General features: G+C 63.7%; 27 protein-coding genes. 19 read left to right on the top strand and 8 right to left on the bottom strand.

The window, feature by feature from the left end; all coding sequences use genetic code 11:
- Positions 1-68 precede the first annotated feature (68 nt).
- The 3 genes from ACSQ8Y_RS14605 to kynU form a co-directional block, all read right to left on the bottom strand.
- Positions 69-659 (bottom strand): CHRD domain-containing protein, encoded by a 591-nt coding sequence (locus ACSQ8Y_RS14605; protein WP_436267179.1) that lies wholly within the window; start codon positions 657-659, stop codon positions 69-71.
- Between the two features lie 166 nt (positions 660-825).
- Positions 826-1,728: a tryptophan 2,3-dioxygenase gene (gene kynA / locus ACSQ8Y_RS14600; RefSeq protein WP_436267178.1), complete on the bottom strand. Its 903-nt coding sequence runs from the start codon at positions 1,726-1,728 to the stop codon at positions 826-828.
- Positions 1,729-1,741: 13 nt separating this feature from the next.
- Positions 1,742-2,992: a kynureninase gene (gene kynU, locus ACSQ8Y_RS14595; protein ID WP_436267177.1), complete on the bottom strand. Its 1,251-nt coding sequence runs from the start codon at positions 2,990-2,992 to the stop codon at positions 1,742-1,744.
- 15 nt (positions 2,993-3,007) lie between these two features.
- On the opposite strand from kynU, the gene ACSQ8Y_RS14590 reads away from it, so the two are divergent.
- The 16 genes from ACSQ8Y_RS14590 to ACSQ8Y_RS14515 all read left to right on the top strand — a co-directional run bounded on the left by ACSQ8Y_RS14590 (position 3,008) and on the right by ACSQ8Y_RS14515 (position 17,292).
- Positions 3,008-3,376 (top strand): hypothetical protein, encoded by a 369-nt coding sequence (locus ACSQ8Y_RS14590; RefSeq protein WP_436267176.1) that lies wholly within the window; start codon positions 3,008-3,010, stop codon positions 3,374-3,376.
- Positions 3,377-3,536: 160 nt separating this feature from the next.
- Positions 3,537-3,854 carry a flagellar transcriptional regulator FlhD gene (gene flhD / locus ACSQ8Y_RS14585; RefSeq protein WP_056396908.1) on the top strand — a complete coding sequence of 106 codons (318 nt, stop codon included), beginning with the start codon at positions 3,537-3,539 and terminating at the stop codon, positions 3,852-3,854.
- A 31-nt stretch (positions 3,855-3,885) separates the two neighbouring features.
- Positions 3,886-4,431, top strand: coding sequence for a flagellar transcriptional regulator FlhC (gene flhC / locus ACSQ8Y_RS14580; protein WP_436267175.1), 546 nt, complete (start codon positions 3,886-3,888; stop codon positions 4,429-4,431).
- Positions 4,432-4,471: 40 nt separating this feature from the next.
- On the top strand, positions 4,472-5,236 hold the full coding sequence (locus ACSQ8Y_RS14575) for a class I SAM-dependent methyltransferase (RefSeq protein ID WP_436267174.1): 765 nt from the start codon (positions 4,472-4,474) through the stop codon (positions 5,234-5,236).
- A gap of 93 nt (positions 5,237-5,329) precedes the next feature.
- Complete coding sequence (gene motA / locus ACSQ8Y_RS14570) at positions 5,330-6,190, top strand: flagellar motor stator protein MotA (RefSeq protein ID WP_436267173.1); 861 nt, start codon at positions 5,330-5,332, stop codon at positions 6,188-6,190.
- Between the two features lie 51 nt (positions 6,191-6,241).
- A complete protein-coding gene (gene motB, locus ACSQ8Y_RS14565; protein ID WP_436267172.1) occupies positions 6,242-7,189 on the top strand; it encodes a flagellar motor protein MotB in 948 nt (315 codons plus the stop codon).
- 43 nt (positions 7,190-7,232) lie between these two features.
- Complete coding sequence (locus ACSQ8Y_RS14560; RefSeq protein WP_436267171.1) at positions 7,233-7,781, top strand: chemotaxis protein; 549 nt, start codon at positions 7,233-7,235, stop codon at positions 7,779-7,781.
- A gap of 51 nt (positions 7,782-7,832) precedes the next feature.
- On the top strand, positions 7,833-8,198 hold the full coding sequence (locus tag ACSQ8Y_RS14555; RefSeq protein WP_436267170.1) for a response regulator: 366 nt from the start codon (positions 7,833-7,835) through the stop codon (positions 8,196-8,198).
- Between the two features lie 38 nt (positions 8,199-8,236).
- The gene (gene cheA / locus ACSQ8Y_RS14550) at positions 8,237-10,447 is read left to right on the top strand and encodes a chemotaxis protein CheA (RefSeq protein WP_436267169.1); all 2,211 of its coding nucleotides are present in this window, start codon (positions 8,237-8,239) and stop codon (positions 10,445-10,447) included.
- Positions 10,448-10,479: 32 nt separating this feature from the next.
- Positions 10,480-10,965 (top strand): chemotaxis protein CheW, encoded by a 486-nt coding sequence (locus ACSQ8Y_RS14545; protein WP_436267168.1) that lies wholly within the window; start codon positions 10,480-10,482, stop codon positions 10,963-10,965.
- Positions 10,966-11,055: 90 nt separating this feature from the next.
- Positions 11,056-12,762, top strand: a complete 1,707-nt coding sequence (locus ACSQ8Y_RS14540) for a methyl-accepting chemotaxis protein (RefSeq protein ID WP_436269827.1) — start codon at positions 11,056-11,058, stop codon at positions 12,760-12,762.
- Between the two features lie 134 nt (positions 12,763-12,896).
- A complete protein-coding gene (locus ACSQ8Y_RS14535) occupies positions 12,897-13,754 on the top strand; it encodes a CheR family methyltransferase (protein WP_436267167.1) in 858 nt (285 codons plus the stop codon).
- A 42-nt stretch (positions 13,755-13,796) separates the two neighbouring features.
- Positions 13,797-14,396, top strand: coding sequence for a chemoreceptor glutamine deamidase CheD (cheD, locus tag ACSQ8Y_RS14530; protein ID WP_436267166.1), 600 nt, complete (start codon positions 13,797-13,799; stop codon positions 14,394-14,396).
- 23 nt (positions 14,397-14,419) lie between these two features.
- Positions 14,420-15,490: a protein-glutamate methylesterase/protein-glutamine glutaminase gene (locus ACSQ8Y_RS14525; RefSeq protein ID WP_436267165.1), complete on the top strand. Its 1,071-nt coding sequence runs from the start codon at positions 14,420-14,422 to the stop codon at positions 15,488-15,490.
- 122 nt (positions 15,491-15,612) lie between these two features.
- Positions 15,613-16,002, top strand: coding sequence for a chemotaxis response regulator CheY (cheY, locus tag ACSQ8Y_RS14520; RefSeq protein ID WP_026334356.1), 390 nt, complete (start codon positions 15,613-15,615; stop codon positions 16,000-16,002).
- A gap of 75 nt (positions 16,003-16,077) precedes the next feature.
- Entirely contained in the window at positions 16,078-17,292 is a 1,215-nt protein-coding gene (locus tag ACSQ8Y_RS14515) for an EAL and HDOD domain-containing protein (RefSeq protein ID WP_436267164.1), read from the top strand.
- 18 nt (positions 17,293-17,310) lie between these two features.
- Here ACSQ8Y_RS14515 and ACSQ8Y_RS14510 read toward each other — a convergent pair whose 3' ends face one another.
- From ACSQ8Y_RS14510 to ACSQ8Y_RS14495, 4 genes are all read right to left on the bottom strand, one after another.
- A complete protein-coding gene (locus ACSQ8Y_RS14510; RefSeq protein WP_436267163.1) occupies positions 17,311-18,339 on the bottom strand; it encodes a porin in 1,029 nt (342 codons plus the stop codon).
- Between the two features lie 97 nt (positions 18,340-18,436).
- Positions 18,437-19,276, bottom strand: a complete 840-nt coding sequence (gene panC / locus ACSQ8Y_RS14505) for a pantoate--beta-alanine ligase (RefSeq protein WP_436267162.1) — start codon at positions 19,274-19,276, stop codon at positions 18,437-18,439.
- 19 nt (positions 19,277-19,295) lie between these two features.
- On the bottom strand, positions 19,296-20,144 hold the full coding sequence (locus tag ACSQ8Y_RS14500; RefSeq protein ID WP_436267161.1) for a segregation and condensation protein A: 849 nt from the start codon (positions 20,142-20,144) through the stop codon (positions 19,296-19,298).
- 46 nt (positions 20,145-20,190) lie between these two features.
- Complete coding sequence (locus ACSQ8Y_RS14495) at positions 20,191-20,400, bottom strand: DUF3460 family protein (protein ID WP_436267160.1); 210 nt, start codon at positions 20,398-20,400, stop codon at positions 20,191-20,193.
- 368 nt (positions 20,401-20,768) lie between these two features.
- Here ACSQ8Y_RS14495 and ACSQ8Y_RS14490 point away from each other — a divergent pair, with 368 nt between their 5' ends.
- The gene (locus ACSQ8Y_RS14490) at positions 20,769-21,659 is read left to right on the top strand and encodes a DMT family transporter (protein ID WP_436267159.1); all 891 of its coding nucleotides are present in this window, start codon (positions 20,769-20,771) and stop codon (positions 21,657-21,659) included.
- A gap of 241 nt (positions 21,660-21,900) precedes the next feature.
- Here the strand turns inward: ACSQ8Y_RS14490 and ACSQ8Y_RS14485 are convergent, their stop codons facing one another.
- The gene (locus ACSQ8Y_RS14485; RefSeq protein WP_436269826.1) at positions 21,901-22,836 is read right to left on the bottom strand and encodes a LysR family transcriptional regulator; all 936 of its coding nucleotides are present in this window, start codon (positions 22,834-22,836) and stop codon (positions 21,901-21,903) included.
- A 152-nt stretch (positions 22,837-22,988) separates the two neighbouring features.
- Between ACSQ8Y_RS14485 and ACSQ8Y_RS14480 the strand changes: the two genes are divergently transcribed.
- The gene (locus ACSQ8Y_RS14480; protein WP_436267158.1) at positions 22,989-23,762 is read left to right on the top strand and encodes a putative hydro-lyase; all 774 of its coding nucleotides are present in this window, start codon (positions 22,989-22,991) and stop codon (positions 23,760-23,762) included.
- An 82-nt stretch (positions 23,763-23,844) separates the two neighbouring features.
- Complete coding sequence (locus ACSQ8Y_RS14475) at positions 23,845-25,116, top strand: MFS transporter (protein ID WP_436267157.1); 1,272 nt, start codon at positions 23,845-23,847, stop codon at positions 25,114-25,116.
- Positions 25,117-25,139: the final 23 nt, after the last annotated feature.

Raw genomic sequence — 25,139 nt, 5'->3', positions numbered from 1 at the left:
GGCGCTTTAAGCCAGTGCGCAGCAAGGCCGGCGACCCGCAAGGGCGCCGGCCTTTTTTCATGCGCGGCTCAGGACTGCCGGCGGCGCCAGCCCAGCACCACCGGCACGCCCAGCAGCAGCATGGCCCAGCTGCCCGGTTCGGGCACTGGCGCCAGGAAGCCGCGGATTTCGCCGGCCGAGTACAGATTGCTGTGGATGTTCAGGTAAGCGGCGCCGCTGGCCAGCCCTGCGCCGAAGGCGGCTTCCGCGCCGGCCGTGGTGCCGCCGTTGCCGTCCAGGAAGGACTGGCTCCAGCTCGACGGCAGCGACGTGTTGTAGCTCATCGAATACATGCCGCCGGTGACGCCCAGCGGGAAACTGCTGAAGGACGGCGTTTCGGTCGCCACGCCGGCGCTGCCGACCCCGGCCGGCGAAGTGCAGCAGTGGATGTGGGCGGCGGTGGTCTGGCCTGTCATGCCGGCGAAGATCACGTCCACCGTCAGCATATGGGCGGTAAGGTCGAAGGTCACGACGGTGGAACCGGTGCCGGACGAGGCGTTGGGCGGCGACTCGGCCGCGCCGGCAAGACTGCCGGTGTACGTAGCGGGGGCGGCGCTGGCAGCGGTCGCCGCCAGCATCAGTGCGCAAAATGCCAGGCCGATCTTGATTGGTGTCTTCATGGCGCAACCTTTCGTCAGAGTTGGGGGAACCTGCTCTTCTAACTATAGGCTGCCGCCGAAATAATGCAAAGATTGCAATCTTTCAATGCTATGGGGGCATGCATCGACGATGCGCCCCGGAACTGGCGACCCGTCCGGATCAAGCTCGTCGATTTCGCTGTCGCCCTCAGAGGGCGGTGCGCAGGGCGAACAGCTCGGGGAACAGCACCACGTCCAGCATCTTGCGCAGGTAGCTGACGCCGGCCGTGCCGCCGGTACCGGTCTTGAAGCCGATGATGCGTTCGACCGTCGTCACGTGGCGGAAGCGCCAGAAGCGGAACGCGGTCTCCAGGTCGACCAGTTTTTCCGCCAGTTCATACAGCGCCCAGTATTTGGCCGGGTCGCGGTAGACCGCCAGCCACGCTTCCTTGACCGATTCGTCGGATTCGGTCGGCAAGGCGCAGTCGCGCGCCAGGCGCGCGGCGTCGATGTGCAGGCCGCTGCGCGCCAGCAGGTGGACGGCCTGGTCGTACACCGACGGCGCCCGCAGCGCCCGGTCCAGTATGGCGTGGTTCTCCGGCGCGGCGGCGTGCACACTCAGCAGGGCGGCGTTCTTGTTGCCCAGGATGAACTCGATCTCGCGGTACTGGAAGGACTGGAAGCCGGACGATGCGCCCAGATAGGGGCGGATGGCCGTGTATTCGGGTGGTGTCATGGTTGCCAGCACGTCCCAGGCGTGCACCAGCTGGTCCATGATGCGGGCCACGCGCGCCAGCATCTTGAACGCCGGCGCCAGTTCGCCTGCCTGCAAGTTGGTGCACACGGCATGCATCTCGTGCAGCATGAGCTTCATCCACAGCTCGCTGGTCTGGTGCTGCACGATGAACAGCATCTCGTTGTGCTCGGGCGAGAGCGGGTGCTGCGCCGTCAGGATGCGGTCCAGGCCCAGGTAGTCGCCGTAACTCATCGACTTGCTGAAGTCCATCTGGGCGCCGTGCCATTGGCCGCTTCCTGGCGCCGCACTCGCCGCCGCACTCGGCGCCCCATGCATAGGGCAGCCTGGAGGCGGGGTGTTGTTATTATCGCTCATGGCTTTCTTTCGTTCAGGTCACCGCGCCGCGCTCGGCGGCGACGTCGTATTCTTCGCTGTCCAGGATCTGCTTCAGGATCTCGACCGCGTCCCACACCTCGGTGTAGCTGGTATACAGCGGCGTGAAGCCGAAGCGCATGATTTCGGGCTCGCGGTAGTCGCCGATCACGCCGCGCGCGATCAGCGCGCACATCACCGCGTAGCCGTGCGGATGCGTGAAGCTGACCTGGCTGCCGCGCCGCGCGTGCTCGCGCGGCGTGACCAGGCCCAGCGGATGGCCGCCGCAGCGCGTCTCCACCAGTTCGATGAACAAATCGGTCAGCGCCAGCGATTTTTGGCGGATGGCGTCCATGCTGGTCTGGCAGTGCACGTCCAGCCCGCACTCGACCATGGCCAGCGAAACGATGGGCTGGGTGCCGCACAGCGCGCGGCCGATGCCGGTGGCCGGCGTGAAGTCGGGCGCCATGGCGAACGGCGCGGCGTGCCCCCACCAGCCCGACAGCGGCTGGGTGAACGCTTCCTGGTGCTTCTTCGGCACCCAGATGAAGGCCGGGGCGCCGGGGCCGCCGTTCAGGTATTTATAGGTGCAGCCGACCGCGAAGTCGGCGTCGGCGCCGTTCAGGTCGACCGGCACCGCGCCGGCCGAATGCGCCAGGTCCCACACCACGACCGCGCCGCGCCGGTGGGCGAGGGCGGTGACGTCGGCCATGTCGTGCTGGTAGCCGGTACGGTAGTTGACGTGGGTGAGCATCAGCACGGCGGTGTCGCCGTCGATCGCCGCTGGCAGCTCTTCCACGCTGTCGACCAGCTTGACGGTATAGCCCAGGTCCAGCCAGCTCGACAGGCCCTGCGCCATATAGATGTCGGTTGGGAAATTGCTGCGCTCGGTGACGATGACGCGCCGGGTGCAGCGCTTGGCGTTCTGCGCCTGCAGGTGCACAGCGGCGGCTAGCGCCTTGAACAGGTTGAGCGAGGTGGTGTCGGTGACGACGATCTCGCCGTCGCCGGCGCCAACCAGCGGCGCCAGGCGGTCGCCCAGGCGCCTGGGCAGGTCGAACCAGCCGGCCGTGTTCCAGCTGCGGATCAGGTCCTTGCCCCATTCGCGGGCGATGACGTCCTGGGCGCGGCTCAGCGCCGCTTTCGGGCGGGCGCCCAGGGAGTTGCCGTCCAGGTAGATCACGCCGGTGGGCAGGTCGAACTGGTCGCGCAGGGGGGCGAGCGGATCGTGCGCGTCGCGGCTGAGGCAATCATTGCGTGTAGTCATGGTGGACATAGATGCTTGAAGCTTCATGTATATACAGGAAGCCGAAGTGTAGCAACTTTTGACGTGCGCACCCCAGTTTCGAAGTTTTTTGAAGATTTTCGAAATAAATTCAAAAAGACCCTAAAGTTCCCCTCAAGCCTGCCGTTACCAGTTTCAAGATGCGCCGCAAAGCGCGTCCCGCAGGCGAAAAAGAGCGGAAAAAAACTTCAAACTTTTTCAAAAATAGTTGGCCCGAACCCTAAAGTTCCGGAAAACCCTGCCGTTACCGGGTTAGATGTAGCAAAAAAGAGTCAGCAATACCCTTCTTTTTTCGGCTTAAAACAGGTGTTTCACTTGAGCATCAACAGTCCGCAAACCCGCGCCAGCCCTGGCGCCGACCTATGATCGCCCTGCGCTTGTCAGACAAACGCTGACAGGGCGCGTCCGCCATTGCCGGACGACAAATACAGATCCCGTCCACTTCTCGTGCTCAGCTTGCTCCAGCAGAATGTATCTCAACGGAAACGCAAATGCGTTACTAACGAGTGCAAACGAGGAGATGGAAATGACTGCGAACGACATGATGGCTGAGATCCGCGATGCAAACCTGAGCTACCTGATGCTTGCTCAGCAGATGATCCGTGCCGACAAAGTGACCGCCATCTTCCGCCTGGGCATCTCGGCCGACATCGCCGAACTGATCGAAGGCATGAGCAACGCGCAGATCCTGAAACTGGCAGGCGGCAACATGATGCTGGCCCGCTTCCGCTTCGACGACGGCGCCATCCTGGGCATGCTGACCAACTACAATAAAGACCGCTCGCTGGCCCAGTCGCACGCCGCCATCCTGATGGCCGGCCAGGCCGCAGAAGAAATCGCGTAAGATCAGCCTTCCGGACACCAGGAGTGAGACCATGAGCAAGAAAAGCGTCGTGACCGAAGCGCAGGAAATCCAGCTGGCCATCGAGCTGATCAACCTGGGTGCCCGCCTGCAGTTGCTGGAATCGGAAGTGTCGCTGTCGCGCGAGCGCCTGCTCAAGCTGTACAAGGAGTTGCGCGGCATGTCGCCGCCCAAGGGCATGCTGCCGTTCTCGACTGACTGGTTCCTCACCTGGCAGCCGAACATCCACTCGTCCCTGTTCATCAATATCCACAGCTTCCTGGTGCTGCATGCCGGCGCCACCGGCATCCAGGCTGTGATGAAGGCCTACCAGCTCTATCTCGAACAAATGCCGCCGGAACCCGGCCAGGAAGCGCTGCTGTCGCTGACCCGCGCCTGGACCCTGGTGCGCTTCTTCAATAGCGACATGCTCAAGCTGGCCCCGTGCGGCAAGTGCCAGGGCAAGTTCGTCGTCAACAGCATGGACCTGCACGGCGGCTACGTCTGCGGCCTGTGCCACATGCCTTCGCGCGCCGGCAAGACCAAAAAAGCCAAAGAAGACGCGCTCGCCGCAGCGTGAGCTTCGTCACGGTCCGCACCCTCGCCAGCCGGGGCAAGCCATGAGCTTGCGCCGGCTGTTGCACGTTCCGGCCCTGCGCGCGGCGCTGATCCAGCTGGCCGCCTATCCGGTTACCCTGGGCATCATCTACCTGCTGGCCACGCTCGGCCTCAAGCCCGGCCTGGCCGACGTGGCCATCGTGCAGGGCGTGGTGGCCTCGCTGCTGACAGTGCGCTGGGGCCTGGCCGCGTGGTGGCGATTGATCCAGCTGCTGTTTCCGCTGGCGCTGCTGGCCGCGAGCGCGCTGGCGCTGCCGCCGGCTTTCTATCTGATCGTCTTCCTGGTGCTGGTGGGCTTGTACTGGTCCACCTACCGCACGCAAGTGCCGTTGTACCCGTCCGGCCCGGCCGTGTGGCGCGCGGTGGTCGACGAACTGCCGCCGGGCAGGCCGCTGCGCCTGATCGACGTCGGCAGCGGCATGGGGGGCATGGCCTTGCACCTGGCGCGCGCGCGGCCGGAATCGGACGTGACGGGAATAGAACTGGCGCCGCTGCCCTGGCTGTATGCGCGATTGCGCGCTGCGCTCACCGGCAGCCGCGCCCGCTTCGTGCGGGGCGATTACGAACTGCTCGATTTCGGCGAGTTCGACATGGTGTTCGCCTACCTGTCGCCGGCCGTCATGAGCGCCTTGTGGGCCAAGGCGGCCGCCGAAATGCGTCCGGGGTCGCTATTAATCAGCTATGAGTTCGACATCCCGGCTTGCCCGCCCGTCAAGACCATAGTTACCACAGAGAACGGCCCGCCACTCTACGTCTGGCGCTTTTAGGCGTCTTTTGCTTGCCCGTCGCCCCTATCTCACGCTATTGTAGTTCCACCTGTTAATTTAGCGTTTCCCTATCATTTTACGGAGCCGGCACTCTTGTTAGTCATCCTTGGATATCTGATCGTTTTAGGTTCCGTGTTCGGCGGTTTCATGTGGGTTGGCGGCCACTTGGCGGCGCTGTTCCAGCCCAGCGAACTGCTGCAGATCGGCGGCGCGGCGATTGGAGCCTTTTTCGTCGGCAACAACGGCAAGGCCATCAAGGCCACCCTGGCCGCGCTGCCGGGCCTGTTCAAGGGCTCGCGCTACACCAAGGATCTGTACATGGAGTTGATGTCGCTGCTGTTCGACGTCCTGTCCAAGGTGCGCAAGGAAGGCCTGATGTCGATCGAGGGCGACATCGACGCGCCGCACGAGAGCCCGCTGTTCAGCAAATACCCGGGCGTGCTGGAAGACCACCACATCGTCGAATTCATGACCGACTACCTGCGCCTGATGGTGTCCGGCAACATGGATGCGTTCCAGATCGAGAACCTGATGGACAACGAGATCGAGACCCACCACCACGAGGGCATGGTGCCGGCCGGCGCGATCGCCAAGCTGGGCGACGGCATGCCGGCGTTCGGCATCGTCGCCTGCGTGATGGGCGTGGTGCACACCATGGAATCGGTGGGCATACCGCCGGCCGAGCTGGGCCTGCTGATCGCGCACGCGCTGGTCGGCACCTTCCTCGGTATTTTGCTGGCCTACGGTTTCGTCGGTCCGCTGGCCGGCTTGCTGGAACAGAAGCTGGAAGAATCGACCAAGATGTACCAGTGCGTGAAAGTGACCCTGCTGGCCAGCCTGAACGGCTATGCGCCGGCGCTGGCGGTGGAGTTCGGCCGCAAGGTGCTGTACTCGACCGAACGCCCGACCTTCGCGGAGTTAGAGGACCACATCAAGAAATCGAAGACCAAATAAGTGTTGTTGTAGAGTATTATAATTGAATTATGGAAATAACAAGGACACGCCATGGCTGACGAAGGCTTGCGGCCGATCATCGTCAAGCGCATCAAGAAGGGCGGCCATGCCCACCATGGCGGCGCCTGGAAAATTGCGTACGCCGACTTCGTGACCGCGATGATGGCGTTCTTCCTGCTGATGTGGCTGCTCGGTTCGACCACCAAGGGCGACCTGCACGGCATCTCGGAGTACTTCAAGACGCCGTTGAAGGTGGCCATGCAGGGCGGCTCGGGCAGCGGCGACAGCTCGTCCGTGATTCCCGGCGGCGGCAAGGACCTGACGCGCAAGGAAGGCCAGGTGAAGTTGTCGGACGACCCCACCGTCAGCAAGAAGACCTTCAACCTGACGGCGGCCAAGGCCGAGCTCGAGCGCCAGGAGAACGAGCGCCTGCAGAAGCTGAAGGAAAAGATCGAGGCCAAGATCGAGAGCAATCCGGTGCTGTCGAAGTACAAGAAGCAGTTGCTGCTGGACTTCACCAACGAGGGGCTGCGGATCCAGATCGTCGACGAGCAGAACCGGCCGATGTTCGCGCTGGCCAGCGCCCAGCTGCAGCCCTACACGCGCGAGATCCTGCAGGAGATCGGCGTGGTGCTGAACGACGTGCCGAACAAGATCGGCCTGTCCGGCCATACCGATTCGACGCCGTACTTCACCGACGCCGGCTACAGCAACTGGGAACTGTCGGCCGACCGCGCCAACGCCTCGCGCCGCGCGCTGGTGGCCGGCGGCCTGCTCGACACCAAGATCCTGCGCGTGGTGGGCCTGGCCTCGGCCGCCCACCTGGACCGGCTTGATCCGTTCAACCCGATCAACCGCCGCATCAGCATCGTGGTGATGAACAAGAGGACAGAGGAAAGCGTGTCGCGCGAAGGCGCCAGGCTCGACGTGGGCGTCGACACGGAAGCGACCAGGGCGGCGGGCGTGCCGCCGGCGGCGCCGCCACCGAACAAGCAGTAAGGGCGCCGCAACGACGCGGCGGGGTATCGAGAACGAGACTGATATGACGAGAAAAAAAATCCTGGGTTCCCATGTGAAGCGCCTGCTGTCCGGGGTGTCGGACCATGGCAAGCGCCACCTGACGGAAGTCGAGACGGACCTGATCCAGACCAATCTGTTGCTGGAAGAGGCCATCGACAAGCTGTCGCGCAATTTCATGGCCATCCATGAAACCGTGACGGCGCAGCAGGCCGCCATCAATATGATGCTGGCCGGCGGCACGCCCACGGCCGAGCAGAAGGAGCAGCTCAGCGCGCTGTCCGAGCAGGTCGGCGCCTATGTGAACGCGGCCGTGACCAGCATGCAGTTCCAGGATATGACCAGCCAGCTGATCGACCGTACGCTCAAGCGCGTCACCGGCCTGCGCGAATTCCTCGGCACGCTGGGCGCGCACGGCGCCGAGATGGTGCCCGACAGCGGCAGCGAGGAGATCGTCGACCTGCTGGGCAAGGTCAGCATGGCGCTGGCGATCCAGAGCCTGGAGCTGCGCAGCGTGCTGCGCAAGGCGGTCAGCCAAAAACACCTGGAGAGCGGCGACATCGAGCTGTTCTGAGCCCGGTCTGCCGCATGAATGACAACACTTTGAACATAGCGAGAAAACACAATGGCTAAAACAATACTTGCAGTTGACGATTCCAGCTCTTTGCGCCAGATGGTGGCCTTCAGCCTGAAGGCGGCCGGCTACCAGGTGGTGGAAGCGGTCGACGGCCAGGACGGCCTGGAAAAAGCCAAGCAGCACACGGTGGACCTGGTGCTGACCGACCAGAACATGCCGCGCATGGACGGCCTGCAGCTGATCAAGCTGCTGCGCGAACTGCCGACCTACCAGAAGGTGCCCATCCTGATGCTGACCACCGAGTCGTCCGACGAGATGAAGGCCAAGGGCCGTGCCGCAGGCGCCAACGGTTGGCTGGTGAAACCTTTCGATCCGCAGCGGTTGATCGAGGTGGTCAAAAAAGTCATCGGCTAAGGGGCTGCCATGTTTTCAGCAATTGATGGAGTCTCGCCATGACCATCGACATTAGCCAGTTCTACCAGGTCTTCTTCGACGAGGCCGAGGAGCTGCTGGCTGAAATGGAACGGCTGCTGCTGGCCGTCGATCTCGCCGCGCCCACCGAGGAGGATCTGAACGCGATCTTCCGCACCGCCCATTCCGTGAAGGGCGGCGCCGGCACGTTCGGCCTGAACGACATGACGGAAGTGACGCACATCCTCGAGACGCTGCTGGACCGCATCCGCAAGGGCGAGATGGCGCTGACATCGGAGCACGTGGACGCCTTCCTGGCCGCCAAGGACATCCTGAAGATGCAGCTGGACGGCCACCGCCTCGGTTCGGCCGTGGACCAGGACGCCGTCGCCAACGTGCGCATGATGCTGCAGTCGCTGTCGCAGGACGTGGTGGTGGCGATGGCGCACATGGCGCCGTCCTTCCACGCCGCGCCGCAGGCGGACGCGGTCGACCACAGCGGCGGGCGGCGCTATCGCCTGGACCTGCCGCAGATGGAGCAGCGCGAGATCATCGCGCTGTCGGCCGAGGTGGGGCTGCTGGGCAATGTGACGACCACGCCGCTCGACGGCGGACGCACCGCGCTGGTGGTGACCACGCTCGAAAGCCTGGACGACATCATTTCGATCTGCTCCTTCATCCTCGACCCGGACGACATGAAGATTGCCGAACTGCCGGCGCTCACGCCCGCGCAGTCCAGGCTGGAGCAGGCCGAGCGCGCGCGCGTCGAGGCCGACCAGGGCTACGGCTTCTTCGACCCGGAGCCGGCGCAGGGCGCCACGTCCGCCGCGCCGGCCTCCGGCGAAGGCTACGGCTTCTTCCAGCCGCTGGACCAGATCCGCGCCGACGCGGCCTCCGGCGCGGACGCGGCGCGCGGCTACGGCTTCTTCGAGCCGGTCGAGGCGATCCGCGCCAAGGCCGGCATCCAGGACGAGCTTGCAGCGCCCACGGCTGCGCCGGCCGAGGAGGAAAAGAAGGCGGCCGTGGTGAAGAAGGACGCCGACAAGCCGGTCGCCGGCGGCGCCGAATCGTCGTCGATCCGCGTCTCGATCGAAAAAGTCGACCAGCTGATCAACCTGGTGGGCGAACTGGTGATCACGCAGGCCATGATAGAGCAGCGCGTCGACACGCTGGACCCGATGGTGCACGAGCGCTTGCTCAACAGCGTGAGCCAGCTCACGCGCAACACGCGCGACCTGCAGGAAGCGGTGATGTCGATCCGCATGATGCCGATGGACTTCGTGTTCTCGCGCTTCCCGCGCATGGTGCGCGACCTGGCCGCTAAGCTGAACAAGAAGGTCGACTTCATCACCAACGGCGCGGCCACGGAGCTGGACAAGGGCCTGATCGAGCGCATCGTCGATCCGCTGACGCACCTGGTGCGCAACTCGATCGACCACGGCATCGAAATGCCGGAAGTGCGGCGCGCGGCCGGCAAGACCGACGCCGGGCGCCTGTTCCTGTCGGCCAGCCACCAGGGCGGCAACATCATCATCGAAGTGTCGGACGACGGCGGCGGCTTGAACCGCGACAAGATCCTGGCCAAGGCCAGGTCGAGCGGGCTGCCGGTGTCGGACAACATGGCCGACGCCGAGGTCTGGCAGCTGATCTTCGCGCCCGGCTTCTCGACCGCCGAGCAGGTCACCGACGTCTCCGGGCGCGGCGTCGGCATGGACGTGGTCAAGCGCAACATCGCCGCCATGGGCGGCACGGTGGACGTCCGCTCGGCCAAGGGTTTCGGCACCACGATCTCGATTTCGCTGCCGCTGACCTTGGCCATCCTGGACGGCATGTCGATCAAGGTGGGCGAGGAGATCTACATCCTGCCGCTGGGCTTCGTCATCGAATCGATGCAGCCGGTGCCGGAGGACGTCAAGGAAATATCGGGCAAGGGCAAGGTGATCAAGGTGCGCGGCGAATACCTGCCCCTGATCCCGCTGTACCAGATGTTCGACATCACGCCGCGCTTCACCGACCCGTCCGAGGGCCTGGTGGTGATCCTGGAAACGGAAGGGCGCAAGGCGGCGCTGTTCATCGACGACCTGGTCGGGCAGCAGCAGGTGGTGGTCAAGAACCTGGAGTCGAACTACCGCAAGGTGGCGGGCATCTCCGGCGCCACCATCCTGGGCGACGGCGGCGTGTCGCTGATCCTGGACGTGGCGGCGTTGATACGCTCGTCGCGCCAGCTGGCGGACGAATCGATTTTTTCGTGAATAGATTAGACATCAAGTAGAAGGAAACCATTATGTCAAACGCAATCGAGAACGCCGGCGACATCGCCGGCCGCGAATTCCTCGCCTTCACGCTGGGCAAGGAGGAATACGGCATCGACATCCTCAAGGTGCAGGAAATCCGCGGCTACGAGGCGGTGACCCGCATTGCCAACGCACCCGAGTTCATCAAGGGCGTCATCAATCTGCGCGGCATCATCATCCCGGTGGTGGACATGCGGATCAAATTCAACCTCGGCGAGCCGGTGTACGACCAGTTCACCGTGGTCATCATCCTCAACATCAACGGCCGGGTGGTCGGCATGGTGGTCGATTCGGTCTCGGACGTGACCACCCTGATGCCGGAGCAGGTCAAGCCGGCGCCGGAAATGGGCACCGCGTTCAGCACCGAGTACATGATAGGTTTGGGCACCCTCGATGAGCGTATGCTGATCCTGGTCGACATCGACAAGCTGATGTCCAGTCCGGAAATGGGTTTGATCGACAAGCTGGCTGCTTGAACGCAGCCGCTGCCGGATCGGGGGAGCGGCACAGGCGAACGCCCGCAGAGGTCTGCGCCTGCCGCGCGCAACATACAACGGAGAGACATGATGAACTTACGCGATTTTAAAATTGGTACGCGCCTGCGTTTGGGTTTCGGCAGCATTTTGCTGATCCTGGTGGCGATGGTGTTGCTGACCAATGTACTGAACTACCGCAACAAGGAACAGCTGCGCAGCGGCCTGGAGCTGACCTCGGCCAAGAGCCTGCAGGCGGCCACCATGAAGAGCGCGATGCTGGAGACCGGCATCGCCATGCGCAATATCGGCCTGCAGTCGGACGTGAGCCTGATGCAGAAGGAAGAGGCCAAGGTCAAGGAGCAGCGCGCCCGCTACGAGAAGGCGCGCGACAAGCTGCAAAGCCTGGGCCTGGACGACGCCGAGAAGAAAATGCTGACCACCATCGCCGCCCTGGACAAGGACGTGGACGTGGCTTTCAAGGAGGCCATCGGCCAGGTGCTGGCGTTTAACAGCGAAGGCGCGGCGAAAGTGATCGCCAGCCGCATCGACCCGCTGAACCAGCAGACGCTGGTGGCGCTGAACTCCCTGGTGGACGCGCATCAGAAGGCGGCCAACGAGGTGCTGGAGGGCTCGGTCGCGGCCGACACCCGGCTGATGGTGATGCTGTTCGGCCTGGGCGGCGTGGCCGTGGCCATCGGCGTGGCCGGCGCCATCGTCATCACCGCTTCCATCGTCCGTCCGCTGCAAGGCGCGGTGGCGGTGGCGCAGAAGGTGGCGGCCGGCGAACTGACCTCGCAGGTCACCGTCGCAGGCAAGGACGAGACCAGCGAACTGCTGCAGGCGCTCAAGGACATGAACGAGAGCCTGGTGCGCACCGTGTCCGACGTGCGCACCAGCACCGAGACCATCACCGTGGCCTCGCAGGAAATCGCCTCCGGCAACGCCGACCTGTCCTCGCGCACGGAGTCGCAGGCCAGCTCGCTGGAGGAGACCGCCAGCTCGATGGAGGAACTGACCTCGACCGTGAAGCAGAACGCGGACAACGCGCGCCAGGCCAACCAGCTGGCCGTGTCGGCTTCCTCGGTGGCGGTGAAGGGCGGCTCGGTGGTGTCGCAAGTGGTTGAAACCATGGGCTCGATCAAGGCCTCGTCGAGCAAGATCGTCGACATCATCGGCGTCATCGACGGCATCGCCTTCCAGACCAACATCCTGGCGCTGAACGCGGCCGTGGAAGCGGCGCGGGCCGGCGAGCAGGGCCGCGGCTTCGCGGTGGTGGCCTCCGAAGTGCGCAACCTGGCGCAGCGTTCGGCCGGCGCCGCCAAGGAGATCAAGGAACTGATCGGCGACTCGGTGGACAAGGTCGACGCCGGCAGCCGCCTGGTCGACGAGGCCGGCCAGACCATGGAACTGATCGTCACCTCGATCAAGCAGGTGGCCGACATCATGGGCGAAATCACCGCCGCCACGCAGGAACAGAGCAACGGCATCGAGGAAGTGAACCAGGCCATCACGCAGATGGACGAGATGACGCAGCAGAACGCGGCCCTGGTGGAGGAGGCGGCGGCGGCGGCCGAGAGCATGCAGGAGCAGGCGCAGAATCTGGCGCACGCGGTCAGCATCTTCAAGCTGTCGAGCGACGCGATGCATGTGCGCGCCTCGCAGCCGGCGCCGCGCCCGGCGGCGGCCAAGCCGGCGCCGCGTGCGGCCGCGCGCAGCACCGCCGTGGTGGCGGCGCCGAAAGCGGCGCCCAAGAAACTGGCCTCGGCCGCTCCCGGCGACGATTGGGAAGAGTTCTGACGGGTCGTTCCCGCGCAGGCGGGGACCCATACTGAGTCACTAATGTAATGGCTTTTGCGGCGTACGGATCACCGCGGGGGCGGCTAGCCCTGCGCGGGAATGACAGCATCGGCAGCAAGTTTAAGGGTTTATCAATGCCGCATTCAAAAGACACCGCCAAAGAGTTTGATTTCAACGCCAAGGACTTCGAAAGGGTCCGTGGCCTGATCTACAAACGCGCTGGTATTTCGCTCGCCGACAGCAAGCAGGAGATGGTCTACAGCCGGCTGGCGCGCCGCCTGCGCGCCACCGGCATCTCGTCCTTCATGAAATACCTGGACGAACTGGAGGCGGGCCGGCTGGGCGACGAGTGGGAATCGTTCACCAACGCCCTGACCACCAACCTGACGTCGTTCTTCCGCGAGTCGCACCATTTCCCGCTGCTGGCCGAGCATGTGAAGAACAAGCGCGACATCACGGTCTGGTGTTCGGCCGCTTCCACCGGCGAGGAGCCGTACTCGATCGCCATGACATTGTGCGAGGCTTTCAACACCCTGACCCCGCCGGCCACCATCATCGCCACCGACATCGACACCAATGTGCTGGCGGCGGGCGCCAACGGCGTCTATACCATGGACCGGCTGGACAAGATGTCGCCCGAGCGCCAGCGCCGCTTTTTCCTGAAGGGGAAGGGCGACATGGAGGGCATGGCGCGGGTGCGTCCCGAGCTGCGCAACATGATCACCTTCAAGCAGCTCAACCTGCTGGGCGAGCAGTGGCCGCTGAACGGCCCGTTCGACGTGATCTTCTGCCGCAACGTGATGATTTACTTCGACAAGGCGACTCAGCGTAAAATACTGTCCCGCTTCGTCCCGCTGATGAAACCGGACGCGCTGCTGTTCGCCGGCCACTCGGAGAATTTCCTTTATGTGTCCGATGCGCTGAAGCTGCGCGGGAAGACCGTATACGAGCTGGACGATCGCCGTGGCGCAGGCCAAAAAGTATCGTCGTAACGAGCTGAATAACGAGCTGACAGAAACGACCAAAGGCGCGCCATGGATTTAGAACAATTTGCCACCAACGTCTATTACGACCGGACATTCGATTGCGACGCGGCCAAGATCCTGCCAGGCGAGTACTATTTCACCGCCAAGGACATGCTGATCGTGACGGTGCTCGGTTCCTGCGTGTCGGCCTGCATCCGCGACCGGGTGACCGGCCTGGGCGGCATGAACCACTTCATGCTGCCCGACGGCGGCAGCGACCCGAACAGCCCGATCTCGGCCTCGGCCCGCTACGGCACCTACGCCATGGAGATCCTGATCAACGATTTGCTCAAGTCCGGCGCGCGGCGCGAGAACCTGGAGGCCAAGGTGTTCGGCGGCGGCGCGGTGCTCAAGGGTTTCACCGCCATCAACGTCGGCGAGCGCAACGCCGCCTTCGTGCAGACTTTTCTGCGCAACGAGAAGATCCGCATCGTGGCGGAGGACTTGAACGATATTTACCCGCGCAAGGTGTACTTCTTCCCGCGCACCGGCAAGGTGCTGGTCAAGAAGCTGATGCAGTCGCACAACGACACCTTGGCGAAACGCGAGATCGAATACGCCAGCCGCCTGAAGAAGCAGCCGGTGGCCGGCGAGATCGAGCTGTTCTGACATAATAAGAAAGTGTTTTCATCATGAAGATCAAAGTCCTGATCGTAGACGACTCCGCGCTGATCCGCAGCGTGATGACCGAAATCATCGGCAGCCAGCCCGACATGGAAGTGGTCGGCGTGGCGCCGGACCCGCTGGTGGCGCGCGAGCTGATCAAGCAGACCAACCCGGACGTGCTGACGCTGGACGTCGAGATGCCGAAGATGGACGGCCTCGATTTCCTGGAAAAACTGATGCGGCTGCGCCCGATGCCGGTGGTGATGGTGTCCTCGCTGACCGAGCGCGGTTCGGAGATCACGATGCGCGCGCTGGAACTGGGCGCGGTCGATTTCGTCACCAAGCCGAAAATCTCGATCCAGAGCGGCATGCGCGAATACACCGACCTGATCGCCGACAAGATCCGCGCCGCCTCCAAGGCCCGCATCCGGGCGCGCGCGCTGCCGCAGGCCGGCGCCGCCGGCACGGCCCCGCTGCCGCAGCTGCGCAACCCCCTGATGTCGTCGGAAAAACTGATCATCATCGGCGCCTCCACCGGCGGCACCGAGGCGATCCGCGAATTCCTGATGCAGATGCCGTCCGACTGCCCCGGCATCCTGATCACGCAGCACATGCCGGAAGGCTTCACGCGCTCCTTCGCCAAACGGCTCGACTCGCTGTGCAAGATTTCCGTCATGGAGGCGGCCGGCAACGAGCGCGTGCTGCCGGGCCACGCCTACATCGCGCCCGGCCACTCGCACCTGACCCTGGCGCGCAGCGGCGCCAACTACATGACCAAGATCGACCAGGGCGAGCCGGTCAACCGCCACCGGCCCTCGGTCGACGTGCTGTTCCGCTCGGCCGCCCAGTTCGCCGGCAAGAACGCGGTCGGCGTGATCCTGACCGGCATGGGCAAGGACGGCGCGGCCGGCATGCTGGAGATGAAGAACGCCGGGGCGTATAATTTCGCCCAGGACGAGGCGAGCTGCGTGGTGTTCGGCATGCCGCGCGAAGCGATCGCCGCCGGCGGCACGCATGAAGTGGGGCCGCTGATGTCGCTGCCCGGCATGGTGCTGGGCTACCTGGCGACGCACGGCGCGCGCGCGTTGCGCGTTTAACGTGCACGATGACGTATTACTGCTACTTTGTTCGCCACAGAGCAACGAAAATGCTATGCTACAAATAGCTCGTGCTTATAGACACTATTAACAACCGCGTAAGAGAAACAACGGAGTAATTCATGGCTGATCCAAAGATGAAATTTTTAGTAGTAGACGATTTTTCGACGATGCGCCGCATTGTCCGGAATCTGTTGAAGGAACTGGGTTACGCCAATGTGGACGAGGCAGAAGACGGTGTCATGGCACTGGCCAAGCTGCGCGCGGAGACCTTCGATTTCGTCGTGTCGGACTGGAATATGCCGAATATGGACGGCCTGACGATGTTGCAGAACATCCGTGCCGACCCCGCGCTGGCCAAGCTGCCGGTGCTGATGGTGACCGCCGAAGCGAAGAAGGAAAACATCATTGCGGCGGCCCAGGCCGGCGCCAACGGTTACGTCGTCAAGCCGTTCACGGCTGCCACGCTGGACGAAAAACTGAACAAGATCTTCGAAAAACTCGGCGCCTGATTGGGCGTGGCGGGCCGGTGCGCGGCAGCATTGCCGCGCGCGGGCCACACGGGGTGCTGACTTTGCGATCACAACATGCATCAAACTAATTTCCTGGTTCGCGAGCCGCTGCTGGACCCCAAGCAGAAGGTGGTCGGCTACGAATTGACGTGGCAGGGCGGCGCCGGCCAGATGGCCTTGCCCACCCAGGCCGCGCTGGAAGACCTGGTCAGCTTTGTAGCCGGCGAGGTCACCAGCGAGGAAGACGGCTGGCTGCTGCGCGACAAAACCCTGTTCCTCGAAGCCGTGCCGGGCATGCTGTCGACCGACGCCCTGTACAACCTGCCGCCCGAGCACACCGTGCTGTCGCTCAAGGCGGTGGCGCTGGCCAACGCCGACACGCTGTCGGCCGTGCAGGCCCTGCGCGCCGGCGGTGTCGGCGTGCTGCTGCGCGACGCCGACCTGGCCCGCGTCGGCAGCCGCCTCGGCACCATCGCCTCTTACGTGGAAGTGAAATTCACCGGCGCCGACGTCGCCGCGCAGGCGCGCGCCTACGCGGGACTGAAGGCGTCCAACCTGCGCATGGTGGGACGCCCGGTCAGCACCTGGGCCGACTTCGACGCCTGCGCCGCGCTCGGCCTGGACGCCTTCGTCGGCAAGCTGCACCTGACGCCGCGCCCCGGCACCGACAGCAAGGGCATGAATCCGGCGCAAACCATCATCATGCAGCTGATGCAGATGGTGAACGCGAACGCCGACATCAAGCAGATCGAGGACGTGCTCAAGCGCGATGCCGCGCTGTCCTACAAGCTGCTCAGCTATATCAATTCGGCCGGTTTCGGCGCGGGCCGCGAGATCGCCTCGCTGCGCCAGGCCATCACCTTGCTGGGCTACCAGCCGCTGTACCGCTGGCTGACCCTGCTGCTGGCCACCGCCAGCAGCAGCGGCTATTCGCCGGTGCTGCTGGAAACGGCGGTGGTGCGCGGCCGCCTGGCCGAGCTGCTGGGCCTGAAGGCGCTGGGCAAGGCCGACGCCGAGAACATCTTCGTGGCGGGCATGTTCTCGCTGCTGGACCGCCTGCTGGGGATGCCGATGGACGAGGTGCTGGCCAGCATACAGCTGTCGGACGACGTGGTCGCCGCGCTGCTGACGCGCTCGGGCAAATACGGCCAATACCTGGCGCTGGCCGAAGCGTGCGAGCTGAACAGCAACCTGGTGTCGTCGCTGGCATCGGCGCTGAACCTGTCGCCGGCCGAGGTCAACAAGGCCCACCTGTCGGCGCTGGCCTGGACCCAGAGCATCGCCGGCTAATCGCTGGCTAATCGCCGGCTAATACTTGTGCCGTATTCCCAGCGCGTAGGTATTGCCGCTGCGCGCCGTGCTCAGCTTGTCGTACAAATACACCGCGTACAGATCCGTCCGGACCGACATATTGTAGTCATAGCCGGCCGCCGCCGTATTGCGCCTGAACGGCGCTTTCACGCTGGCGCGCTCGTCGGCGCGGGCCCATGCCAGCAGCCACTTGCCCGCGCCGTGCGGCACGGCCAGCCCGAGATGGAAGGTCCTGGTGTCGCGGCCGCTGCCGTCGGTCTTGTTGCGCGCGTACGTGGCGTAGGCTTTCGCCACCTTGAAGTCGTACGCCGTGCCGGCGAACACCGTGCGCTGTTTCGGGGACGCATTCGTGATGCCGATGCCGTTGCCGATTTCCTGCGCCGCCACCGCGCCGCTGAGGGTGGCGCTGCTGTACTTCAGCACCGCCACCTTGTTGTCGCCCGGGCTGTTGGCGGCGTGTTCGCCCAGCCCGTACTGGCCGACGACGTTGAAGCCGCCCACCACGGGCGAAGTGTAGTGCAGCGCGTTGCTCCAGCCAGAGTCTCCCGCCGACGAGCTGCCGTAGGGCACGATCCACATCTGCGTCATCAGCGGCGAAAAGCGGGTCGAGAAGCCGTAGGGATTGAAACCGGCGGAAAGCTGGAACAGGGGATTCGGCACGCGTCCGGCCTTGGCGGCGCCCCAGGTGTCGTTCAGTCCGACGTAGGCTGCGCGCGTCAGCAAGGGGTCGCCCGGCGTGCGGCCGGATTCGCCGGTGTCGACCCGCATGAAGCCTTCCAGGGCGAAGGTCGCCGAACGGCCGTCGCCCAGGCTTTCGACGCCGCCTATGCCCCAGTACGAGGTGGTCATGCCGCCGCTGTTGACGACATTCAGGCGGGCGGGTACGCCGCTGGTGGCGCTGCGCCCGGCGTACATGTCGACAATGCCATAGATTTGCACGTTGCTGACCTGGGCCGGAGCAGGGAGGGCGGTGAACGCCGCGGCTATGGCGGCGAGCAAGCGTAGGGCAGGGTGTGCAAACCGCATGGGGGCGCCTCGCGTAGGGAGCTGGGGTGCAGCAGGGAAAGGACAGCTTAGCACGCCGGGGGCCGCTGAGGACCGCCTGCGTGCGTCGTTGCAACGCTTAGATCTCGAGATTGTCGATCAGGCGCGTGGTGCCCAGCTTGGCGGCGGCCAGCACCACCAGCGGCGTGCCTTGCGCCAGGTCGCCGGCAGCCGGCGGCTGCAGGTCGTTGCGCTTGCGGATGGAGATGTAGTCGGGCTGCCAGCCGCGCTTGGCCAGCTCGTCCATTGCCTTGTGCTCCAGCTCGAAGATGTCGAGGTGGCCGGCGCGCATTTCTCCGGCCACGAAGTTGAGCGCCTTGTACAGCGCGGGCGCTTCGGCGCGTTCCTCGGGCGACAAATACATATTGCGCGAGGACAGCGCCAGGCCGTCGTCGGCGCGGTAGGTCTCGGCCGCGATGATCTCGGTGGGCAGCGCGAACTGGCGGCTCATGTTACGGATGATCATCAGCTGCTGGTAATCCTTCTTGCCGAACACCGCCACGCGCGGACGCACGCAGGAGAACAGCTTCATGACCACGGTGCTGACGCCGGTGAAGAAGCCGGGGCGGAATTCGCCTTCCAGCGTGTTGCCCAGGCCGTCCGGCGGCTGCACGCGGTATTCCTGCGGCTCCGGATACATATCCTTTTCGGTCGGCGCGAACAGCACGTAGACGCCTTCCTTTTCCAGCTTCTCCACGTCGGCCTGGAAGGTGCGCGGATACTTCTCGAAGTCCTCGTTCGGGCCGAACTGCAGGCGGTTGACGAAGATCGAGGCCACCACCGGGTCGCCGTGCTTGCGCGCCAGCCGCATCAGCGACAGATGGCCTTCGTGCAGGTTGCCCATGGTCGGCACGAATGCCGTGCGCAGCTGACCGCTCAGGTGGTCGCGCAATTCTTCTATGTCGGAAATGATTTTCATGTGGTTTTTCTCTTGTTGTTCAAGCCGGCGAATACGCCAGCCTTACATAGATAGGCGCGAACGGTTCGGCCTGGGTAATTTCAATCAGCGTCTCTTTCGCCAGCTCCAGCATGGCGACGAAATTGACCACCACGACAGGCGGACCGCCCGAGACGTCGAACAGCTCGGCGAATTCGATGAAACGCTTCGACTGCAGGCGGCGCAAGATGCTGGTCATGTGCTCGCGCACGGACAGCTCCTCGCGGCTGATCTTGTGGTGCTGGACCAGCTTGGCGCGCTTCATCAAGTCCTTCCACGCCGCCTGCAGGTCGGCCGGCTCCACGTCCGGCCAGGACTGCACCAGGCTTTGCTCGATGTGGACCTGGGTGCGCACAAAGTCGCGGCCCACCTGCGGCACGGCGTTCAGGTCGTACGCGGCCAGCTTGATCTGCTCGTAGTCCAGCAGGCGGCGCACCAGCTCGGCGCGCGGGTCGCCCGCTTCCAGTTCGACTTCCGAATGCCGCTGCGGCAGCAGCATGCGCGACTTGATCTCGATCAGCATGGCCGCCATCAGCAGATATTCCGCCGCCAGCTCCAGGTTGGACAGGCGGATCTGGTCCACATACTTCAGATATTGCAGGGTGACCTGCGCCATCGGGATGTCCAGAATGTTGAAATTCTGCTTGCGGATCAGGTAGAGCAGCAAGTCCAGCGGGCCCTCGAAGGCTTCGAGGAAGATCTCCAGCGCGTCCGGCGGGATGTACAGGTCGGTCGGCATCTTCAGCATGGGCTCGCCGTACAGGCGTGCCAGAGCGGCGCTGTCGGCGACTACCGCCTCGGCGCTGCTCTCCACCGCTGCGGCCAGTTCCGCCGCGTCCGCCGCCGACATGCGCTGCCGTCCGGGTCTGTTGTCCGGGCCTGTTGTCCGGGTCTGTTTACAGCTTGTTCTGGTAGACGTAAGCCTGCTGCTTCACGGTCGAAGCGCGGGTGCGGTCCTGTTCATTGAGCGGCGTCGCTTCCTTGTCCCACAGCAGGGCGCGGCCTTCGCGCTGGCCTTTTTCCATGTCTGGGTTCTGTTCTTTCAGCTTTTTGATGAACAGGGTGTGGTCCGACTCGTACATGCTGTGCTGTTTGGAGAGTTTCATATTGTGAGAATTCGTAGAAGAAGCAACAGCTATTTTACCGCGCCGCAGGCCCCGGCGGGGACTTCTCTTGCACTGCGGCAGGGCCCCGGTGATGGCGCTGCGCGACGTTAACTATATTGGGAAAATGATCATGCAAGCGGCGCCGTCACGTATTCTTCTTTCCAGTCGCGGGTATTCGGGAAATGGAAAGGACAGGCTGGTGGTGCTGCCGCCCGGTTCGCTTCCTGCTTACGCAGACTTTCTCCAAGGACGGGATACTTCACCTGTCTTTCTTTGGCGCCCCCTTGCGGGGCGCTTTTTTTGCGCCTGGCATTTGAAACCGCCCGCACCCGGCAGCGAAATGGCGATGCGGGTAGAATCGTCCGCCTATGACTCCCTATACTATATTGCTGCTGACCCTCGCGCCTTTGCTGTGGGCCGGCAATGCCATCGTTGGCCGCCTGGTGCACGACATGGTGCCGCCGATTACGCTCAATCTGCTGCGCTGGATTATCGCCTTTTTAATCCTGCTCCCTTTGGCGGGACCGGTATTCCGCCGCGACAGCGGCTTGTGGAAGAACTGGCGCCGTTTTGCCTTATTGGGCCTGCTCGGCATCGGCATGTATAACGCCTTGCAATATCTGGCCTTGCAAAGTTCCACGCCGATTAATGTCACGCTGGTGGCGGCCGGCATGCCGGTCTGGATGATGCTGACCGGATGGATGTTTTTCGGCGCCCGGGTATCGCGCCAGCAAATGATGGGTGCGGCATTATCGATCAGCGGGGTATTGCTGGTTTTGGCGCGCGGCGATTTGCAGCATTTACTCGAATTGCGGCTGGTCGCCGGCGATATATTCATGATATTCGCTACCATTGCCTGGTCGATATACAGCTGGTTGCTGACACGGCCGATTGAACCGGCCGGCATACGCGCCAATTGGGCCAGCTTCCTGTTGGCGCAGGTCGGCTTTGGTGTTGTCTGGTCCGGCTTGTTCGCGGCAGGCGAATGGGCGCTCATCGATGCGCATATTCATTGGAGCTGGACTTTGGCGGCGGCGCTTGCTTATGTCGCAGTGGGCCCGGCGGTTATTGCATTCCGCTGCTGGGGTGCGGGCGTGCAACGCGCCGGTCCTAGCGTTGCGGCATTCTTCAGCAATCTCACCCCTTTATTCGCCGCGCTCATGTCGTCGGCGTTTCTGGGCGAGCCGCCGCATTTGTACCATGGCGCGGCTTTCCTGCTGATCGTGGGCGGTATCGTCGTGTCCTCCAGGCGAAACTGACTCGAATCTGGCTTGTTCGCGCTAACTATTGGCACAATATGTTGGCACGAAGGGCCATGCGCAGCGCCGGCGCGGGGCATGCGTGCGCCTGTGCGGGACGCTTGCGGCTATGCTGGCAGGACTGAAACGGGAAGGGAGAACGTGATGCGCAAGCTGAGCATGGCAATACTGGCGGCGCTCGCCTTACTGACGGCCTGCCAGGATAAGCCGATTGAACCGATGAAACCGAAGGTGGCTGTTGCTAACCTAGCGATTTAATATAACGCGGATCGACTTGGGCGCAATAATTGGCGCATACCTGGCGCGCCGCATTGGCCGCCGCGTGCACCAGCATCTCCGCATTGGAATGGATGCACATGGAGACGATAATCGATGGCGGCTCCGGCTGCACCGGTAATTCGATAAACTCGCCGCTGTCGAGCGAATTGGCGACAAATAAGCTGGGTATCGCTGCCACGCCGTAGCCATCTTTTACCAGCTGCACGATCGCGGCCACGGATGGCGAGCAGGTAATGCGGGTTTGTTCCAGCGGTATCATCGCCAGATTCGCCATTTTGCTGACAATTTCCTCCAGCATGCGCTGCGGCGCCGTCCCCCGTCCGAAAGTTAATATCGGGAGCGCCAGCAAGCGCTGGTTCAGCCCCTCCTTGCGCGTGTCGATCAGCCCGCGGCGCGCGATCCAGTGCAGCGGGTAAACCGCCAGCGCCTCGGAAACAATATCATTGCTTTCCACGCCTTCGACCTGGATCACCAGATCCAGTTCATGCGCCCGCAGGCGCCGCTCCAGTACATTGCTCATATCGACCGCGAGGTCGACTTCCAGCTCCGGATACAACACATTCAACTCGCGGATATATTGCGCCAGCCAGCTGTGGACGACCGATTCAATCACTCCCAGCCGCAAGCGGCCGCGAATTGCACTATCCTTGTGCGCCGCCGCCTGCAATCTGCGCGTCGCGTCCACCACCGCTTTTGCATGCCCCAGCAGGTATTCCGCGTTGGCGGTCAAGCGGAATTCCTTGCTGCTCCGGTCCACCAGTTCGGTTTGCAATTCTTCTTCCAAGGTCTTGATGCGCAAGGAAATTGCGGCCGGCGTCGCGTGCAGCGCGCGGGCGGTCGCGCGGAAGCTGCGCAGCTGGGCGAGAGTGACGAAGGTTTCGAGGAATCGGGTATTCATCGGTAAAGAATACCTTAACTGCTTGCACCAGTGTGGCGCACAGCGGTAAGAAAAACTGTACAGCAACATCAAAAATAACTAGATGGCAAGTAGGGGTATTCGCGTTTATTCTGGACTCATTGCTTCTTTCATCCTTCTTAAGCGAGACACCCATGACCCCACTCGAACTCCGGCACAAGGTGCGCAGCGGCGAATTCAGGCTGCCGACGGCCGGCTACTGCGGCGAATTCGCCCAGGCCAACCTGGTGATACTGCCGCAGGCCCATGCCGACGACTTCCTGCTGTTCTGCATGCGCAACCAGCGCGCCTGTCCGCTGCTGGCGGTGGGGGAACCCGGCCAGTGGAACGTGGCCCGTCTGGGCGAGGACATGGACCTGCGCAGCGACACGCCCGGCTACAACATCTACCGGGGCGGCCTGCTGGCGTCGCAGACGCATGCGCTGCACGAGGTCTGGCGCGACGACCTGGTGGTGTTCGCCATCGGCTGCTCCTTCTCCTTCGAACAGATGCTGATGGACGCCGGCATCAAGCTGCGCCACATCGAGCAGCGCCGCAACGTCGCCATGTACCGCACCAATATCCGCAACCACGTCGCCGGGCCGTTCGGCGGCGAGATGGTGGTGTCGATGCGGCCGATGAAGGCGGCCGACGCGATCCGCGCGGTGCAGATCACCAGCCGCTACCCGGCCGTGCACGGCGCGCCGGTGCACCTGGGCGATCCCGCGCTGATCGGCATCGCCGACCTGCATCGCCCCGACTACGGCGATCCGGTCGAGATCATGCCGGACGAACTACCCGTTTTCTGGGCCTGCGGCGTCACGCCGCAGGAAGCCATACGCCAGGCGCGCTTGCCGCTGGCGATCACGCACCAGCCGGGCTACATGCTGGTGACGGATATACGCAACGCCTCACTCGCAGCATTCTGACTTTATAAACCATGCGGCACCATCAACGGACACTCTCAACGCGTCCGCTGGGGAGTGCTGCGCCTAAAAAAGGGGATATACCATGAACACAAGAGTCATCAGCAGCGGCCGGCAGGAGGGATATTTTTCCTGGTTCCACGCCTTGACGGGGAAGGAGCGCCGCACCTTCTGGAGCTGCAAGGTCGGCTATGCGCTGGACGCGATGGACACCCAGTTCCTCAGCTTCGTGATCCCGACGCTGATCGCCACCTGGGGCTTGTCCAAGGGCGACGCCGGTTTGATCGGCACCGTCACGCTGCTCACCTCCGCCGTCGGCGGCTGGCTGGCCGGCATCCTGTCGGACCGCATCGGCCGCGTCAAGACCTTGCAACTGACCATACTGTGGTTCGCCTTCTTCACCGTGCTGTGCGGCTTCGCGCAGAACTTCCAGCAACTGCTGTGGGCGCGCGGCCTGATGGGCTTCGGCATGGGCGGTGAATGGACCGCCGGCGCCATCCTGATCGGCGAGGTGATACGCGCCAAGGACCGCGGCAAGGCGGTCGGCATGGTGCAAGCCGGGTGGGCCATAGGCTGGGGCGCGTCCGCGCTGCTGTATGCGCTGATGTTCTCCCTGCTGCCGGCCGAATGGGCATGGCGCTCGCTGTTCCTGCTGGGCATACTGCCGGCGTTGTTCGTGATCTTCATCCGCCGCTTCGTCGATGAGCCGGAAGTGTTCATGGCGGTGCAGAAGAAGGCCGTCACCGAGGAGCGCGCTCCCTTCACCGCCATCTTCGCACCCAGGATGCTCAGCATTACGCTGCGCGCCGTGCTGCTGACCACCGGCGCCCAGGGCGGCTACTACGCCATCACGACCTGGCTGCCGACCTTCCTCAAGACCGAGCGCCACCTGACGGTGCTCGGCACCGGCGGCTACCTGGCCATGGTGATCGTCGGCTCCTACGTCGGCTACATCGTCAGCGCCTTCCTGACTGACTACCTGGGCCGCAAGAAAAACTTCATCCTGTTCGCCACCGGCTCGCTGTGCATCGCCCTGGCCTACACCCGCCTGCCGGTGACCGACAGCGTCATGCTGTTCCTCGGTTTCCCGCTGGGCTTCTGCGTGTCCGGCGTGTTCAGCGGCATGGGCGCCTTCCTGACCGAGCTGTTCCCGACCGAGATACGCGGTTCCGGCCAAGGCTTCAGCTACAACATGGGCCGCGCGGTCGGCTCGCTGTTCCCGCTGATGATAGGCCTGAGCAGCCAGTCGATGGCGCTGGGCGAAGCGATCGGCGTGTTCGCCGGCGCCGCCTACGGGGTGATGATACTGGCCGCGCTGACCCTGCCCGAGACGGCCGGCAAGCAACTCGAATCCTGATTAGTAAGCAAGCAAAGAGGTAA

This window comes from Pseudoduganella sp. LjRoot289, assembly GCF_964252925.1.
Lineage (GTDB): Bacteria > Pseudomonadota > Gammaproteobacteria > Burkholderiales > Burkholderiaceae_D > Rugamonas.
Note: the sequence above shows the minus strand (reverse complement) of the source record. Positions and strands in the feature narration are given on the sequence as shown.

Bases quoted from the DNA above. Each gene is read 5' to 3' on its own strand.
- ACSQ8Y_RS14490 (WP_436267159.1), top strand. From the start codon at position 20,769: ATGACTCCCTATACTATATTGCTGCTGACCCTCGCGCCTTTGCTGTGG.
- ACSQ8Y_RS14510 (WP_436267163.1), bottom strand. From the start codon at position 18,339: ATGCGGTTTGCACACCCTGCCCTACGCTTGCTCGCCGCCATAGCCGCG.
- ACSQ8Y_RS14515 (WP_436267164.1), top strand. From the start codon at position 16,078: ATGCATCAAACTAATTTCCTGGTTCGCGAGCCGCTGCTGGACCCCAAG.
- ACSQ8Y_RS14480 (WP_436267158.1), top strand. From the start codon at position 22,989: ATGACCCCACTCGAACTCCGGCACAAGGTGCGCAGCGGCGAATTCAGG.
- cheD (WP_436267166.1), top strand. From the start codon at position 13,797: ATGGATTTAGAACAATTTGCCACCAACGTCTATTACGACCGGACATTC.
- kynU (WP_436267177.1), bottom strand. From the start codon at position 2,992: ATGACTACACGCAATGATTGCCTCAGCCGCGACGCGCACGATCCGCTC.
- ACSQ8Y_RS14525 (WP_436267165.1), top strand. From the start codon at position 14,420: ATGAAGATCAAAGTCCTGATCGTAGACGACTCCGCGCTGATCCGCAGC.
- cheA (WP_436267169.1), top strand. From the start codon at position 8,237: ATGACCATCGACATTAGCCAGTTCTACCAGGTCTTCTTCGACGAGGCC.
- ACSQ8Y_RS14555 (WP_436267170.1), top strand. From the start codon at position 7,833: ATGGCTAAAACAATACTTGCAGTTGACGATTCCAGCTCTTTGCGCCAG.
- flhC (WP_436267175.1), top strand. From the start codon at position 3,886: ATGAGCAAGAAAAGCGTCGTGACCGAAGCGCAGGAAATCCAGCTGGCC.
- kynA (WP_436267178.1), bottom strand. From the start codon at position 1,728: ATGAGCGATAATAACAACACCCCGCCTCCAGGCTGCCCTATGCATGGG.
- motB (WP_436267172.1), top strand. From the start codon at position 6,242: ATGGCTGACGAAGGCTTGCGGCCGATCATCGTCAAGCGCATCAAGAAG.
- ACSQ8Y_RS14535 (WP_436267167.1), top strand. From the start codon at position 12,897: ATGCCGCATTCAAAAGACACCGCCAAAGAGTTTGATTTCAACGCCAAG.
- ACSQ8Y_RS14605 (WP_436267179.1), bottom strand. From the start codon at position 659: ATGAAGACACCAATCAAGATCGGCCTGGCATTTTGCGCACTGATGCTG.
- ACSQ8Y_RS14500 (WP_436267161.1), bottom strand. From the start codon at position 20,144: ATGTCGGCGGCGGACGCGGCGGAACTGGCCGCAGCGGTGGAGAGCAGC.
- ACSQ8Y_RS14475 (WP_436267157.1), top strand. From the start codon at position 23,845: ATGAACACAAGAGTCATCAGCAGCGGCCGGCAGGAGGGATATTTTTCC.
- ACSQ8Y_RS14485 (WP_436269826.1), bottom strand. From the start codon at position 22,836: ATGAATACCCGATTCCTCGAAACCTTCGTCACTCTCGCCCAGCTGCGC.
- ACSQ8Y_RS14545 (WP_436267168.1), top strand. From the start codon at position 10,480: ATGTCAAACGCAATCGAGAACGCCGGCGACATCGCCGGCCGCGAATTC.
- panC (WP_436267162.1), bottom strand. From the start codon at position 19,276: ATGAAAATCATTTCCGACATAGAAGAATTGCGCGACCACCTGAGCGGT.
- ACSQ8Y_RS14495 (WP_436267160.1), bottom strand. From the start codon at position 20,400: ATGAAACTCTCCAAACAGCACAGCATGTACGAGTCGGACCACACCCTG.
- ACSQ8Y_RS14540 (WP_436269827.1), top strand. From the start codon at position 11,056: ATGAACTTACGCGATTTTAAAATTGGTACGCGCCTGCGTTTGGGTTTC.
- ACSQ8Y_RS14560 (WP_436267171.1), top strand. From the start codon at position 7,233: ATGACGAGAAAAAAAATCCTGGGTTCCCATGTGAAGCGCCTGCTGTCC.
- flhD (WP_056396908.1), top strand. From the start codon at position 3,537: ATGACTGCGAACGACATGATGGCTGAGATCCGCGATGCAAACCTGAGC.
- ACSQ8Y_RS14575 (WP_436267174.1), top strand. From the start codon at position 4,472: ATGAGCTTGCGCCGGCTGTTGCACGTTCCGGCCCTGCGCGCGGCGCTG.
- cheY (WP_026334356.1), top strand. From the start codon at position 15,613: ATGGCTGATCCAAAGATGAAATTTTTAGTAGTAGACGATTTTTCGACG.